Here is a 14,612-nt window from a genome sequence, read left to right as displayed (position 1 = left end):
GATGGAGAGATGGCTTCGCCAAGGGGAAGGGGAAAGGAAAGATCCCTCCTTTTCCCTACCTGGAGGGTTTTGACTAATGACTAATGACTAATGACTAATGACTAAAAAATGAACTTTATATCAATTTTCTATGGGCTTTTCTTGTTGAGTGTACTGGGAATTTACTGGTCTTTAGGACAGCATAAATGGCGATTGTGGACACTGCTAATTGCCAGTTTAGTTTTCTATGCATCTTTGCATATCCAGTACATCCCATTGCTATTAGCATTGACTTTTATTAATTTTCGCTTGGGAATAGAAATTGGCAAGAATACATCACTAGGAAAACATTCTCTTGACTGGCGAATTTCTAATGAAGAATGGCGATTTATCGAAAATGACTGGAATCTACGTCGTCTAAAGCTTCTGTGGCTAGGTATAGTTCTCAACGTATTACTTTTATTTGGTTTTAAGTATACTATCCCTTTGTATAAGTTTGTTTTTCACATACAAGCAAACTCAACAGAGAACTCTTTTAAATTAATTGCACCCTTGGGGATTTCATTTTTCACCTTTGAGTGTATTGCTTATTTAATAGATGTCTATCGTGGTGCCCCTGCTACGGATAAGTTTCTAAAATTTGCTTCGTACAAATTATTTTTTGTCAAACTGATTTCTGGACCAATTACGCGCTACCACAACTTCGCAAATCAATTTAATACTCTACATTTACCTACTACTAATAGAGTGGCAGAAGGATTATGGTTAATTGCTAGAGGTGCAGTTAAAAAAGGTATTTTGGCAGACCATCTGGGAGTTTTTGTCGATTTATGTTTTGGCAATCTACAGCGGGCAGGTAGTACGGATCTCTGGTTAGCTACATTTGCCTACGGCTTGCAGTTATATCTAGATTTCAATGGTTACGTGGACATTGCCCGTGGTAGTGCTTTACTTTTCGGCTTGGTTTTGCCTGAAAATTTTGATTTTCCTTATTTCAGCACTAGTATTGCGGAATTTTGGCGGCGCTGGCACATGACTTTGGGCGATTGGCTACGTAACTATATTTATTTTCCTTTAGGTGGCTCACGTCAGGGTTTGACTCGCACTTGTGGGAATTTATTTATTGTGATGCTAATTGCTGGTATCTGGCACGGTGCTTCTTTAGGTTATGTAGTGTGGGGGATACTTCACGGATTAGCATTGGTGGTTCATCGACTTACAGACGTAATTAGCGATCGCTTTGAAAAACTAGAACATTTCTGGCAAAATCCTCTAGGTGTATTTATAGCTTGGCTGTTGACCCAATTGATGGTTTTTACTTCTTGGATTTGGTTCCGCTTACCTAACCTCCAAGACTCTTTTCTAGTAACTCGCCACCTTTGGGGTTATCCAGCCGACGCCCAGTTTGCCCAAAAAGTCTATGTGGAAGCTTTAAATATGAGCCAATACCAACTCGCTTGGGTGTTGGCAATTTTAGCTACTTTCATGGCTATAGTCTATGCCTTTAACAGGATGTTGAAGTTAGAGTTCAACTGGCCTGTAAAGCTGGTTTTCGTGCCCTTATGCTTCTACGCAGTTTGGTTATTAGCTCCTGAAGGTAGCTTGCCATATATATATTTTGATTTTTAATCTACTTTATTAATCTACTTTCTTGGTCAACAGGCGAGTGTAGTTAATAGCAATTTATGAGGTAGACGATAGGGTAGCACAGCTAGCTGTGCTACCGTAATAATTTTTCGTATTCTATGCAATTGGAAACCCCTATAAATTATGAGTTCTACACTCTTACAAGATGTTTTTTATTAGAGAGTTTTAAGTCTCTTTGTAAACAAATGTAAAGATAAATAACTAGGCGATCAAATAACCAAAATTGATTAGGTGTTTAAATTGCTTAAAATCCGACAAATCAAGGCTTTTGATGCTTTTTATGACTGCTATCAATCAAAGAAAAACTTTACCTTTCCGTAAGTTTATTCAACAAAGATGTTACAGAATATTAAGCTAAATATCTCACCAAAGTAAATTCATGTAGACTTATTTCAACAGGCGAAAAATAAAGTTTGTCTGTCTCATATTTAACAAAACAAAGCACTCATAAAACAATGACCACAACCTTACAACGGCGTTCCAACGCTAACGTATGGGATCGCTTTTGCGAGTGGATCACCAGCACTGACAACCGCATTTATGTTGGTTGGTTTGGTGTACTGATGGTTCCTACCCTGTTAGCCGCTACCGTTTGCTTCACAATCGCTTTCATCGCTGCTCCTCCTGTGGACATCGATGGTATCCGCGAACCTGTTGCAGGCTCTTTGATCTACGGAAACAACATCATCTCTGGTGCAGTTGTTCCTTCTTCTAACGCTATCGGTTTGCACTTCTACCCAATTTGGGAAGCTGCTTCCTTAGATGAGTGGTTGTACAACGGCGGTCCTTACCAGTTGGTAATTTTCCACTTCTTGCTCGGTTGCGCTTGCTACATGGGCCGTCAGTGGGAACTTTCTTACCGCTTAGGTATGCGTCCTTGGATCTGCGTAGCTTACAGCGCACCTCTAGCTTCTGCTACCGCAGTATTCTTGATCTACCCAATCGGTCAAGGTTCTTTCTCTGATGGTATGCCTCTGGGTATCTCTGGAACCTTCAACTTCATGATTGTGTTCCAAGCAGAACACAACATATTGATGCACCCCTTCCACATGTTAGGTGTGGCTGGTGTATTCGGCGGTTCTTTGTTCTCCGCAATGCACGGTTCTCTAGTAACCTCTTCTTTGGTTCGTGAGACCACCGAAACCGAATCTCAAAACTACGGTTACAGATTCGGTCAAGAAGAAGAAACCTACAACATCGTTGCAGCCCACGGCTACTTCGGTCGTTTGATCTTCCAATACGCTTCTTTCAACAACAGCCGTTCCTTGCACTTCTTCCTAGCTGCTTGGCCTGTTGTTGGTATCTGGTTCACCGCTTTGGGTGTCAGCACAATGGCTTTCAACCTGAACGGTTTCAACTTCAACCAATCCATCATTGATTCTCAAGGTCGCGTTATCAGCACTTGGGCAGACGTAATCAACCGCGCTAACTTGGGTATGGAAGTAATGCACGAGCGTAACGCTCACAACTTCCCCTTAGACTTGGCTGCTAGTGATGTTGCTCCTGTAGCTTTGACTGCTCCTGCTATCAACGGCTAATACTTCAGTAATAGCTGAATAAAAAGCGTCCCTGAAAAGGGGGCGCTTTTTTGTTGGAATTGCGATCTTAAAACCCACATGCTAATTCTTCTTACCTTTTCTCAGAATCAGGTAGATTTATTCTCCAGTAGGGATGTTGATACGGTACTTCAAAAAATTGATAGTTCTCAGAATATTTGGTTGCGCTGTGTTAATTTTCGCGATCGCGCTGGAACTGGCAGAATTCTCAATCACTTTCAACTTAATCCATCTCGTGTGAACATGGTTTTCAACCATACGCCTACAGGAATGGATGAAGATACAGAAGATTGTTTATTTGACAACTATGAAATTTTAACTCATCAACTAAAAAATCGGGAGTTTGAGGTAGCGCGTGGCAGTATTTTGCTGGGAAGGAATTTTATTATCACCTTTGAAATCACTGAAGTCAAAATATTTACTGTACTAACTAACAATCTTCAAAAGCGAAATATAGACCTGCAAAAATGGGGAATTGACTATCTCTTATATCTGATTTTTAAAGATATTTTAAATAATTACCATACTGTATTTGAATATATTTCTAGACAACTTGATGATTTAGAAGATGAGGTTTTAGGAAATTTTGGTGATGAATCAACGTACCATAAAATTGCTAGCATGAGGCAATCTACTCGTTTTGGGCGTCGTAATTTCCAAAGCATTAAGTCACTTTTAATGATGATGAATTACGAAGATTTCCAATGGATTTCAGAGCCAGTGAAGACATTATTCAATGAAGAATTTGTTCATCATATCGATAATCTCTGGCAAGAGTATCAAAGTCTGAGAGTCTGGATGTCAGAATTGATGGAAATTCAACGCGATAATATTGCCAGTGAAACTAGTGAACGAATTAACCGCCTAACTATGCTATCGGCGGTATTTTTACCAATCACCTTCATTGCTGGTGTTTATGGTATGAACTTCAAGTATATGCCGGAATTAGAGCAACCTCTAGGTTATCCTGCTGCGATCGCCGTCATGGCCTCAATTGTGATTGGTAGTATTGTTTATGCTAAACAACAACGTTGGTTGTAGCCTCCATTAGTCATCAACTAAAACAAAAAGTATCTCTGGGTCATTGGTAAAACTGTTGCAGGTTCACAAATTAGCAACTTGCCATCTGCCCTGACTTCGTAAGTTTCTGGGTCAACTTCAATTTGGGGTAGCGCATCGTTAAGCTTCATATCCTGCTTACGCAATTGGCGTGTTCCAGAAACTGCAACTGCTGTTTTTCGTAAACCTAGCTGGGTAGGAATTTCCCTTTCTAAAGCAGCCTGGGAAACAAAAGTTAATGATGTGGCGTTCTTAGCACCTGCAAAACTACCAAACATCGGCCGCATATGCACTGGTTGGGGTGTAGGAATACTAGCGTTAGCATCGCCCATTTGCGACCATGCAATCATTCCGCCTTTAATGACTATTTCCGGCTTGACGCCAAAAAATGCTGGACGCCATAAGCACAAATCTGCTAATTTTCCCTCTTCCACTGAACCCACATATTCAGCAATTCCGTGAGCGATCGCTGGATTTATAGTATATTTAGCAACATATCTTTTTGCACGAAAATTATCTGCTGCTTGCTCAGTTCCTTGTGGATTAAGAATTCCTCTTTGCAGCTTCATTTTGTGAGATGTCTGCCAGGTGCGAATTATTACTTCGCCTACTCTACCCATTGCCTGGGAATCAGAAGAAATCATGCTGAATGCGCCTAAGTCGTGCAAAATGTCTTCAGCAGCAATGGTTTCTCGCCGGATGCGGGACTCAGCAAAGGCGACATCTTCGGCGATCGCCGGATCGAGATGATGGCATACCATCAACATATCCAGGTGTTCATCTAAGGTGTTGAGGGTGTAAGGACGCGTGGGGTTGGTGGAAGACGGTAAAACGTTGGCTTGACTGCAAACTTTGATGATATCTGGTGCGTGTCCGCCGCCTGCGCCTTCGGTGTGGTAGGTGTGGATGACACGATTTTTAAAAGCGGCGATGGTATCTTCCACAAACCCGGCCTCATTCAGCGTATCAGTATGAATAGCGACTTGGACATCATATTCATCAGCAACACTGAGGCAATTATCAATTGCTGCGGGGGTAGTTCCCCAATCTTCATGTAGTTTTAACCCCATTGCACCGGCAGCTACTTGTTCTACAAGTCCTTGGGGTTGACTGGCGTTACCTTTACCCAAAAACCCTAAGTTGACAGGAAAAGCATCAGCGGCTTGCAACATCCGGTAAATATTCCAAGGGCCTGGGGTGCAAGTAGTGGCATTTGTACCTGTAGCGGGGCCAGTACCGCCGCCAATCATGGTGGTAATACCAGAAGCGATCGCCACTTCAATTTGTTGAGGACAAATAAAATGAATATGGGCATCAATACCGCCAGCAGTAAGAATCATTCCTTCTCCTGCTAAGGCTTCAGTTCCCGGCCCAATAATAATATCTATATTATTTTGAATATAAGGATTACCAGCTTTACCTATTTTGAAAATCTTACCATCTTTAATTCCGATATCTGCTTTAACAATACCCCACCAATCGAGGATTAAAGCATTAGTAATTACTAAATCTACAGCACCATCGGCATTAGAAATCGGGGATTGTCCCATGCCATCTCTAATCACTTTACCGCCGCCAAATTTCACTTCATCGCCGTAAGTGGTGAAATCTTGTTCAACTTCGATAAATAATTCTGTGTCTGCAAGTCGGATGCGATCGCCTACTGTTGGACCATATGTTTCAGCGTAAGCACGGCGGGACATTCTGTAACTCATAACTACTCCTTACAAACTGCGAATTTGAAAATTTTCAAACCTCATCTGAAAACCATTTCCTTCAGGAGAGGCACACATCACACCGACACTTAATGTTTCCACTGGAGTCAAATAAGCAAGTCGCAGCATTGTATACTCAGTTCCATTCAAAGAGTGTTCCACCTCTATTGCTGTGCCACGTCGAGTTACACGTATCCAAATTGCAGAAGGATTTTGCGGCACTGGAATAACAGACCAATCTGAGTAATTGCGTGTCACTACTGCGCTAATTTGTTGCACGCCATTAACAAATTCAATCCCACATTTTAACCAATTGAATTCATCTGAACGTACCATCAAGCCGGCTTGATCGTATAAATCCTGATACTGTCCGCTGAGTTTAACTTCTGCAATCAAGTCACCTTGAATCTTTTGATAAAAAAAGTGACCGTTATCTCTTATAAAACCGTAGTGAGTTTCCCGCCAGAAATCTGTTTTTGCCCCAGAAGTGACAGCGATCGCTTCATCTTTTACTTCCCAAACAGGCGGTTCATTGTACCATTCCATTTGCATAATTACAGAGAGCCGTTAATTTTACTGTTTAAACCGTAAACTTGGCGGCTACCAACCACAGGCACTAATGTTATTTCTTTTTCATCGCCTGGTTCAAAGCGAACTGCGGTGCCTGCCGGGATATCGACGCGCATTCCTCGCGCTTGTTCTCTGTCAAAAATTAAGGCAGCGTTAACTTCATAAAAGTGAAAATGAGAACCGACTTGTATGGGGCGATCGCCAGTATTTGACACTTGCAATTTAATAGTAGGACGCCCAGCATTTAGTTCAATTTCACCTTCTGGTGTAATAATTTCTCCAGGAATCATAATTTATTTTTCCTAATTTAAAGATTTTCTAAAAACTCTACAAATGGTCGAAATGCTTGAGGACATTGTTCTGCAATGTTTTGATATGTAGCAATTCCTAATATTCTTTGTGCATCTACAGTCTCTTTATATTTATTGCCATATTTTATAAAGATTTCCTCTACAATGTTTTTAGGTGGAACATTATGATTTTGATCTTCAACTGGTATCGTCCATCTTACACTAAGAGAATTAACACCGAGCACGCTTCTTAATTCGGATTCAGCAGCCAAAATTAATGCTTCCAAATCATGTTTAAAGCAAAAAACTCTCAAACGTTCTCTTAATCGATTATCAGTAATTTGTTTAGACTGTAATACTTGATTAAAATTATCTAAAATACCATTTTCTAACTCTTGAATAGTTTCATGGTCAAATCCTATATTTCTAGGATATAAGTCTGGCATTATTACTACAATTGTCGTCAGATTATTACGTAAAATATTTACTGCTTTGATTGGTGTTTTTGTCAGCAAATCTTTCTTCGCATTTCCTCCTCTATCATTGTTACTTCCTTTAACAGGAAAAAATTCGATTCTGATACCCTGTTGTAATTTTTCCTCAATCAAATGTGATAATAATGCTTCCATTGCATACTTATCAGATGTACCTTCTACATAAATCTCAACTTTCATGGAAGTCGCTCTAATTCATCACTACGATGTAACTGTTCTATTTCATCTGGACCAAAATCATCAAGTATATCTATTAAAACTTGAGAGTTGCCAGGTTTAATAAACTTCGCTTCTCCATTTTCTTTTCTGAGTACAGCAATTTGAGATATATTAAATTGAGTTAAGAAATAAGAAGCATGAGTAGCCAATAAAATTTGAGTCCGTTCAGAAGCTTTTTCAAACAACGCAGCAAGAACAGGTAGTGTACGAGGATGGACACCTTGATCTGGTTCGTCAATACAAATTAAAGACGGTGGATTTGGTTGCACGCAGAGACAAATCCAACAAATTAAACGCAAAATACCATCAGATAAATCAGCAAGGCTGAGTTCTTGATCGATTCCTGATTCCTGCCAAAAAGCTATCACTTCTCCTGGGCCACCACGCGCTTTTACTGTCAAACCTTTAAAACCAGGAACCACAGAACGCAAGTGTTGTTGTAATTCATCAAATGCTGATTTATGTTCAGTAAACAAGTAATGTAAAATTGAACTTACATTACCTGCATCTTCACGTAAAACAGGTTCTTGCTCGATCGGAACTGATTTACGAATTTTATAATTTGCTATATTAAATGAACTATAAAACTTCCAATCACGAATATACTCGCGTAAGTTATATAAAGCCTCTAATGATGGATTTGTCATTGCGCTTAGAGCAAGCTGATTAGGTCGCTTGAGCGCAATTTCTTGCTGTGAAAATTTTTTGGTATCAGGGTCTTGAACAACACCTTTGTTACCTTGAATATCCATATATATATATGGATTAGTGTATTTATCACTAAAAGGTTTAGATGATTCTACACGCTCATAGGAAACTTGAGTTCGACCAACAGGCCCCATCAGTTCCCCTAAATATCTAATACCAACTGGACGGCCTGTATCAACTTCTATATCCCATTGAAACTTAGCCGGCCCTGGAATATGAAAAATCTGTTGACCAATAGAATCAGGAACTATTTCTGCTGGTATATCTTGAGATAAGCTTTCTCGTAAAAATCTCAAGAATTCAAACAAACTAGATTTTCCAGCGCCATTAGCACCAACAATAATCTCTAGTGGCTGTAATGATGCTTCAAAATTTCTAAAAGGTCGATAACCTTGAATTTTGAGTGATGTTAATCGATATGGTGGTACCATCTCGCTACCTCTATTTTTCTTAATATTCTCTTTTTCCTATATTAAGTGCTTTTTGATTAACGAATTGGATTATGTACAGTTACTAACTTTGTGCCATCAGGAAAAGTTGCTTCTACCTGCACTTCATCTACCATTTCTGGTATTCCTTCCATCACATCATCCCGCATTAATAGAGTTGTGCCATAACTCATTAATTCAGCTACAGTTTGCCCATCTCTTGCACCTTCTAAAATAGCAGCAGAAATATAGGCCACTGCTTCAGGATAATTCAGTTTCAAACCTCTTTCTTTACGTCTTTCTGCTAATAAAGCAGCAGTAAAAATTAATAGCTTATCTTTTTCCTGCGGCGTCAATTGCATTCTTCTCTCCCTCTTGGCGGTTCAAACCTGCCACACTCTTGGTATACAGTTAGCACGATTTAAAAAAGAAACTCGCAGCAACTCCCAAACATCAATAAACCAGTTTCTCACCTCAGATGTAGAATCACCGCGATATCGACACAATAATCCATGTTGTAATCGGCTAACACCTGTTTCATTAACACCATTGCCTAAGATTCGCATTTTTTCCACCATTTCTGGCGAAACTGCACCACCAAGCCAAATTAGACTACCTGTGATTGGTTTTCCAGCCAAGCCGTGGGGACTGTGGAAAATTTCTTCGCTAGCTGGTAAGCATTGCCGATCAATCCACAAGGGAACACCTTGTTGCCAAATTTCAGTATGCGATCGCCATTCTCCCTTATCGAATTTTTCTCCTCTAGCACTGCGGCCAAAGCGGGTAATTTCCCAGCCTAAAAAGCTAGCCCCGGTTGCTAATTCTACCCGTAAATCTTGCTGATAAATCGCACCGTTAAATAAAATTGTTTCTTGGGGTAACCATTCCAAACAAGCACCAGCGTCAACTTGTATCTGCGTGTTTTGTCTAGCTTGTAAACCATTGCTGCGATATATCTTACTAGCAGCTGCTGTAGTGATTAAAGCGTGTGTATGGGGTTCGAGGTGGATATTAGAGGATAAGCGATCGCCCCCCACAACTCCCCCAGCCGTGTGTAAAATTACGCTATGACAGACTTTTTGCCCTTCTGGATAAAATGGGCGCTGCACCTTCAAGGGTGCTTGTTGGCGATCATAAATTAATTGCGTTGTGTTTTGGCGATCGGCGTAAACTAAATTCAGTTTGCCATGCCAACCTTCTGTAGTTTGTGAGTTACAAGTCATTTATTTAATTGCTTCGCCAAGATGTACGCTAGTGCGATATACCAAGTACACAAAACCATTTTCATCATAAAAACGCTGATATAATTCTTGAAAATTATTAATAAATTTGTTGTCTGCTAAAACTTCATTCGGTAGATAAGAAACGCTTTTTGCGCGTCCAATAAATCCAGTTAAATCTAACTGTTGTCTATAACTAAAAGTATATTCGCGGATGTTGATAAAATAAGGAGTTGCTAATAGTGGCTCTACTGACTGCATCCTTGATTCTGCTGGATGACTGTTAGATGCTTCGCGGACTATTCGACTATATTCTGCGGTTAAAGCATCTTCTTTATCGCGGTTATTCCACACTAGCGCTAACCGTCCTGATGGTTTTAAAATGCGGTGAAATTCTGATAATGCTGGTTCTGGATTAAACCAATGGAAAGCTTGAAAACAAGTAACTAAATCAACAGATTTATCCCCAAGTTTAGTAAATTCTGCTGTTCCATCACGAAACTCTACTAAAGGGTGTGGTTCGGCGGCTTCTTTCATAGCTGCGTTTGGTTCTATGGCAATGACATTAACTCCTCTTTCGGCTAATAATCTGGAACTAATTCCTGTACCCGCACCAATATCTGCTGCTAAAATTTGTGATTTTTTATCTAATTCTTCCAAAATAATATCAATTGCATCTGCGGGGTAGCTTGGTCGGTATTTTACATAATCTTCTGCTCTATCGGAAAATCTTTTGAGTGGGTTTAGGGTATGTAAGGGAGTTGTTTCAGAATGACTTTGGCTCATAGATTTGTAGACAAAAGAAAAAATTAACCTGTTACTTGGGCATATTTCCAGGGAAACATAGAACTGTAGCCCATGAAATATGTCAGTCTACCAGAAATTATGACAGCTAAAGTGATCAGTATTTGCAACCTCAAGGGTGGAGTTGGCAAAACTACCATCGTCATGGCATTAGCGGAATATTTAGCAGGAGATACCATGTATGGTAAGCGAGTGCTGGTTATTGACCTCGATCCTCAAAGTAATTTGACTAGTGCTTTAATGTCTGAAGAGGTTTGGGAAAAGGAATTTAATAATAAAGGGTTGACGTTGCCTTTCTTATTTAAAAACCCTGAATATTTTTTAGAGGATGCTAAAAAAGAGAAGTTTATAGCTAAAAACAACATTTCAAATGTGAGAAATAGGAATTCTTTTTCTCACCTACATCTTATACCCAGCAGTCCAAGGCTATTTGACATTCAGGATGATTTACCACCAGGTTATTATTCTTGTAATTTAAAACCTGTTGAGCTTATTCGTGCAATCCTTAAACCTTTATTGAATAATTATGATTATATTTTAATAGACTGTGCTCCAAATATTAACACAGTAGTTAGAAGTGCATTTTTAGCTAGTAATGCTTGTATAATCCCTTGTGTACCAAATCGAATGTCAATTCATGGATTAGATTTATTACTTGAACACATTGATAAGTTTAATAGAGATTATGTACATAACTTAAAAGCAGTAGGAACATTAATTTCGCGTTATAACCGAACTATAGCCCAAACGGAACAGTTAAACTCTCTTCTTGTCAACCCTTTTTATCCACCAGTTTTTGAAACTAAAATTTTGGAAAGAGCCAAAATTGCAGAAGGTTTAGAATTGGGTAATTATTTGACCTATAGACAAAAATATGATGATTCTCACGAATCGATGATGAAGTTAGCTCAAGAATTTATTCATAAAGTAGGTAGATAATGGAAGCATCACAAATTGCAAAGTTATTAAGAGCGATCGCAGAAGTTATAGAATCCGAGCCTAAATTTGCCAAGGCTGTAGAAAAATGTCTAACTAACAGTTTAAATTCTCAAAGAAGTAAAGATTCATCCGAGGCAACGCCAAAGGAGTCAGACACTAGTAAAACTCTAGAAAATGGCGATATTATCCTCAATGAATGTCGCCAAGTTTTACGCGAAGAGGGTGAAGAAAAGTTGAGGCTTTACTTAACTAAGCTAGGAGAACAGGTTAGAGAATTATTGAAACATGGTCAACTTGACCCAAAACGCTCTATACGTCGCCGAAAAGATTTGAATAGTATTATTGAGCATATTATTCAAAAATTGCAAGCTCAAGATAAAAGCGGAAAACTACTTGCAGCCTCAATCTCGAAAACATGATGTATCTTGAAAAGTAAATCGTTTTTATTAATTCCTCTCTTGCTGTTCTACCCAAACTGCCAAATCAGCAACTTCCGAAAAATCAAGCAGTTCTTCTGCCAAGTCTTCTAACTGTTCAGCAGACAAATTACGAATCTGCTCAACTAATGATTCATCAATATCACCAAAACGCCGTTTAAGCTGACGGCTAATCAATTTAAAGGCTTCTTTCTGAACGATATCTTGATAAATTACAGATTCTTTCATAATATCCTCCCGTAAAAATTGACGAACTAAATTCTTGTCAAATCGCAAACCTGCCAGAATTTCTACACAACCTGCAATATTTTGTCGCTCCTCTCTATCTGGAATTGTAGCGACTTGTTCAGCCACTTGTGCCAGTAAAGCTGGTGGCGAGTTTGTTCGTGTCAAACTTGCTAGAGGTAACAGTGCAGGATTTTCCAAAAATAGCTCTGAATCTTGTTCCCATAGGCGAACCACCCGATACTGGTGAATCGTTGTCTCGTCTCGATATTCTTCTGCGAAAGCCACCTCGTTACTAGTTTCCTGTAAAAAGATTAATACCTGAGTTACAGGACATCTGTATTGACGTTTTAATCTCACAGAATAATCAAGCATTCGGAAATTCAGCGGTGGGTTAGATTTCGCTAAAGTTTGAAATTCAATATGCAAAATTTGGTTAGCTGCTTGCAAAAATGTCACAGAATCCGCACGAATTGGTTCAAGTGTGAGTTCAGTTTTTAATACTTCAATTTTTTGGACTTCCACCCCCAGCAACCAACGGACAAACTCACCTGGGTACTGTTCAGCTAAATATTTACAAGCGTTATCGTAACTCACCTCTTCCTCCTTTCTGCGTGACACAAAAAAAATAGCTGCCTCCTTTGCGGAGGCAGCTATTTTTACAAACAGGAGACTATTAAGTATTAGTAATCGAAGTCGCCACCAGCACCAGCACCAGCAGCAGGAGCGCCGTCTTTAGGTTCAGGCTTGTCAACTATAATACATTCGGTTGTCAACACCATACCAGCGATGGAAGCAGCGTTTTGCAGAGCAGAACGAGTTACTTTCGCAGGGTCAACAATACCAGCAGCTAACAAATCGACGAATTCGTTGGTTGCAGCATTATAGCCAACGCTGAATTCCTTCTCTTTGACGCGCTCAGCAATCACAGCACCATTTTGACCAGCGTTTTCTGCAATTCTCTTCAGAGGCGCAGGTAAAGCACGAACGACAATCAACGCACCAATCAACTCTTCGCCTGTGAGGTTGCTGTTCGCCCAAGTTTCTAAATCAGGAGCGAGGTGAGCGAGGGTTGTACCACCGCCAGGAACGATACCTTCTTCCACAGCAGCTTTAGTAGCGTTGATAGCATCTTCTAGGCGCAGTTTCTTGTCTTTCATTTCGGTTTCGGTGGCTGCACCCACTTTTACCACGGCGACACCGCCAGAAAGTTTAGCAAGACGTTCTTGCAGTTTTTCTTTGTCGTAGGAAGATTCGGTTTCTTCGATTTGACGACGAATTTGTTCTACACGAGCCTTAACCGCAACTTCGTTACCTTCAGCAACAATTGTGGTGTTGTCCTTGGTAATGGTGATACGGCGAGCTTTACCCAGGCTATCTAACTTGGTATTATCTAGCTTCAAACCAGCATCTTCAGTGACTAGTTGACCGCCAGTCAACACGGCAATATCTTCTAGCATAGCTTTGCGGCGATCGCCAAAGCCAGGAGCCTTGACAGCAGCAACGTTGAGTACACCGCGCAAACGGTTTACCACTAAGGTTGCTAAAGCTTCTTTTTCGATATCTTCAGCAATAATCACCAAAGGACGGCCAGCACGAGCTACTTGCTCTAATACTGGTACAAGGTCTTGCACTAAAGCAATTTTCTTATCGGTCAGCAGCAGGAAAGGCTCATCGAAAACTGCTTCCATCCGTTCAGCGTCGGTGGCAAAATAAGGAGAGATGTAGCCTTTATCAAAGCGCATCCCTTCAGTAATTTCCAACTCGGTGAACATAGATTTCCCTTCTTCTAGGGAAATTACGCCTTCCTTGCCCACCTTATCCATAGCTTGGGCAATCATCTGACCGACTTCTTCGTCATTACCAGCCGAGATTGCACCAACTTGGGCAATAGCTTTGGAATCTTCCACCGGACGGGCATGTTCCGCAATTTTGTCTACCAGGAAGCTGGTAGCTTTGTCAATACCACGCTTCAACAAAATCGCGTTAGCACCAGCGGCAACGTTCCGTAAGCCTTCTTTGACAATCGCATGAGCTAAAACGGTAGCAGTGGTGGTGCCATCGCCCGCAGCATCGTTGGTCTTAGAAGCAGCTTGACGAATCAGAGCTACACCAGTATTCTCAATGTGGTCTTCTAATTCGATTTCTTTGGCGATGGTTACACCGTCATTAACGATTTGCGGTGCGCCAAATTTCTTTTCTAGGACTACGTTACGACCTTTGGGGCCAAGGGTAACAGCTACAGCCTCAGCCAGGATATCAATGCCTCGCTCAAGAGCGCGACGGGCGTTTTCGTTGTAGATAATGCGCTTTGCCATAGGT

General features: G+C 40.4%; 15 protein-coding genes. 5 read left to right on the top strand and 10 right to left on the bottom strand.

Translation table 11 applies throughout. The annotated features are described in order from the left end of the window. Positions 1-108: 108 nt before the first annotated feature. From ACM0OY_RS00945 to ACM0OY_RS00935, 3 genes are all read left to right on the top strand, one after another. Entirely contained in the window at positions 109-1,608 is a 1,500-nt protein-coding gene (locus tag ACM0OY_RS00945) for an MBOAT family O-acyltransferase (RefSeq protein WP_414567024.1), read from the top strand. 473 nt (positions 1,609-2,081) lie between these two features. Continuing rightward, entirely contained in the window at positions 2,082-3,164 is a 1,083-nt protein-coding gene (gene psbA / locus ACM0OY_RS00940; RefSeq protein WP_414567023.1) for a photosystem II q(b) protein, read from the top strand. A gap of 78 nt (positions 3,165-3,242) precedes the next feature. After that, positions 3,243-4,223 (top strand): magnesium transporter CorA family protein, encoded by a 981-nt coding sequence (locus ACM0OY_RS00935; protein ID WP_414567022.1) that lies wholly within the window; start codon positions 3,243-3,245, stop codon positions 4,221-4,223. 17 nt (positions 4,224-4,240) lie between these two features. Here ACM0OY_RS00935 and ureC read toward each other — a convergent pair whose 3' ends face one another. From ureC to ACM0OY_RS00895, 8 genes are read right to left on the bottom strand one after another with little or no spacing between them, the layout of a single operon-like run. Next, positions 4,241-5,956 carry an urease subunit alpha gene (gene ureC, locus ACM0OY_RS00930; RefSeq protein WP_414567021.1) on the bottom strand — a complete coding sequence of 572 codons (1,716 nt, stop codon included), beginning with the start codon at positions 5,954-5,956 and terminating at the stop codon, positions 4,241-4,243. 9 nt (positions 5,957-5,965) lie between these two features. Then, positions 5,966-6,502: a DUF1349 domain-containing protein gene (locus tag ACM0OY_RS00925; RefSeq protein ID WP_414567020.1), complete on the bottom strand. Its 537-nt coding sequence runs from the start codon at positions 6,500-6,502 to the stop codon at positions 5,966-5,968. 8 nt (positions 6,503-6,510) lie between these two features. Next, a complete protein-coding gene (locus ACM0OY_RS00920; RefSeq protein ID WP_414567019.1) occupies positions 6,511-6,816 on the bottom strand; it encodes an urease subunit beta in 306 nt (101 codons plus the stop codon). A gap of 17 nt (positions 6,817-6,833) precedes the next feature. Then, positions 6,834-7,490 carry a DUF4276 family protein gene (locus ACM0OY_RS00915; protein ID WP_414567018.1) on the bottom strand — a complete coding sequence of 219 codons (657 nt, stop codon included), beginning with the start codon at positions 7,488-7,490 and terminating at the stop codon, positions 6,834-6,836. Beyond that, positions 7,487-8,668 (bottom strand): AAA family ATPase, encoded by a 1,182-nt coding sequence (locus ACM0OY_RS00910; protein ID WP_414567017.1) that lies wholly within the window; start codon positions 8,666-8,668, stop codon positions 7,487-7,489. Before ACM0OY_RS00910 ends, ACM0OY_RS00915 begins: the two co-directional genes overlap by 4 nt. Before the next feature lie 56 nt (positions 8,669-8,724). Then, the gene (gene ureA / locus ACM0OY_RS00905) at positions 8,725-9,027 is read right to left on the bottom strand and encodes an urease subunit gamma (RefSeq protein WP_414567016.1); all 303 of its coding nucleotides are present in this window, start codon (positions 9,025-9,027) and stop codon (positions 8,725-8,727) included. 21 nt (positions 9,028-9,048) lie between these two features. Beyond that, a complete protein-coding gene (locus ACM0OY_RS00900; RefSeq protein ID WP_414567015.1) occupies positions 9,049-9,888 on the bottom strand; it encodes an urease accessory protein UreD in 840 nt (279 codons plus the stop codon). Continuing rightward, positions 9,889-10,671 carry a class I SAM-dependent methyltransferase gene (locus tag ACM0OY_RS00895; RefSeq protein WP_414567014.1) on the bottom strand — a complete coding sequence of 261 codons (783 nt, stop codon included), beginning with the start codon at positions 10,669-10,671 and terminating at the stop codon, positions 9,889-9,891. A gap of 72 nt (positions 10,672-10,743) precedes the next feature. Here ACM0OY_RS00895 and ACM0OY_RS00890 point away from each other — a divergent pair, with 72 nt between their 5' ends. Together ACM0OY_RS00890 and ACM0OY_RS00885 are read left to right on the top strand one after the other, a co-directional pair. After that, positions 10,744-11,628, top strand: a complete 885-nt coding sequence (locus ACM0OY_RS00890) for a ParA family protein (protein ID WP_414567013.1) — start codon at positions 10,744-10,746, stop codon at positions 11,626-11,628. Next, on the top strand, positions 11,628-12,047 hold the full coding sequence (locus ACM0OY_RS00885) for a hypothetical protein (protein ID WP_414567012.1): 420 nt from the start codon (positions 11,628-11,630) through the stop codon (positions 12,045-12,047). Before ACM0OY_RS00890 ends, ACM0OY_RS00885 begins: the two co-directional genes overlap by 1 nt. Before the next feature lie 27 nt (positions 12,048-12,074). On the opposite strand, the gene ACM0OY_RS00880 is transcribed toward ACM0OY_RS00885, so the two are convergent. Continuing rightward, entirely contained in the window at positions 12,075-12,887 is an 813-nt protein-coding gene (locus ACM0OY_RS00880; protein ID WP_414567011.1) for an Rpn family recombination-promoting nuclease/putative transposase, read from the bottom strand. An 86-nt stretch (positions 12,888-12,973) separates the two neighbouring features. After that, positions 12,974-14,608 carry a chaperonin GroEL gene (gene groL, locus ACM0OY_RS00875; protein WP_414567010.1) on the bottom strand — a complete coding sequence of 545 codons (1,635 nt, stop codon included), beginning with the start codon at positions 14,606-14,608 and terminating at the stop codon, positions 12,974-12,976. Between the last annotated feature and the right edge of the window lie 4 nt (positions 14,609-14,612).

Source organism: Nostoc sp. CCY 9925 (genome assembly GCF_963920935.1).
GTDB lineage: Bacteria > Cyanobacteriota > Cyanobacteriia > Cyanobacteriales > Nostocaceae > Nostoc.
This window is presented reverse-complemented; position numbering and strand designations above follow the sequence as displayed.

Excerpts from the sequence above, each read along its gene's own strand:
- ACM0OY_RS00920 (WP_414567019.1), bottom strand. The coding sequence starts at position 6,816 with ATGATTCCTGGAGAAATTATTACACCAGAAGGTGAAATTGAACTAAAT.
- ACM0OY_RS00915 (WP_414567018.1), bottom strand. The coding sequence starts at position 7,490 with ATGAAAGTTGAGATTTATGTAGAAGGTACATCTGATAAGTATGCAATG.
- ACM0OY_RS00890 (WP_414567013.1), top strand. The coding sequence starts at position 10,744 with ATGAAATATGTCAGTCTACCAGAAATTATGACAGCTAAAGTGATCAGT.
- ACM0OY_RS00900 (WP_414567015.1), bottom strand. The coding sequence starts at position 9,888 with ATGACTTGTAACTCACAAACTACAGAAGGTTGGCATGGCAAACTGAAT.
- ACM0OY_RS00945 (WP_414567024.1), top strand. The coding sequence starts at position 109 with ATGAACTTTATATCAATTTTCTATGGGCTTTTCTTGTTGAGTGTACTG.
- ureC (WP_414567021.1), bottom strand. The coding sequence starts at position 5,956 with ATGAGTTACAGAATGTCCCGCCGTGCTTACGCTGAAACATATGGTCCA.
- ACM0OY_RS00895 (WP_414567014.1), bottom strand. The coding sequence starts at position 10,671 with ATGAGCCAAAGTCATTCTGAAACAACTCCCTTACATACCCTAAACCCA.
- ACM0OY_RS00910 (WP_414567017.1), bottom strand. The coding sequence starts at position 8,668 with ATGGTACCACCATATCGATTAACATCACTCAAAATTCAAGGTTATCGA.
- ureA (WP_414567016.1), bottom strand. The coding sequence starts at position 9,027 with ATGCAATTGACGCCGCAGGAAAAAGATAAGCTATTAATTTTTACTGCT.
- ACM0OY_RS00925 (WP_414567020.1), bottom strand. The coding sequence starts at position 6,502 with ATGGAATGGTACAATGAACCGCCTGTTTGGGAAGTAAAAGATGAAGCG.
- groL (WP_414567010.1), bottom strand. The coding sequence starts at position 14,608 with ATGGCAAAGCGCATTATCTACAACGAAAACGCCCGTCGCGCTCTTGAG.
- psbA (WP_414567023.1), top strand. The coding sequence starts at position 2,082 with ATGACCACAACCTTACAACGGCGTTCCAACGCTAACGTATGGGATCGC.
- ACM0OY_RS00885 (WP_414567012.1), top strand. The coding sequence starts at position 11,628 with ATGGAAGCATCACAAATTGCAAAGTTATTAAGAGCGATCGCAGAAGTT.
- ACM0OY_RS00935 (WP_414567022.1), top strand. The coding sequence starts at position 3,243 with ATGCTAATTCTTCTTACCTTTTCTCAGAATCAGGTAGATTTATTCTCC.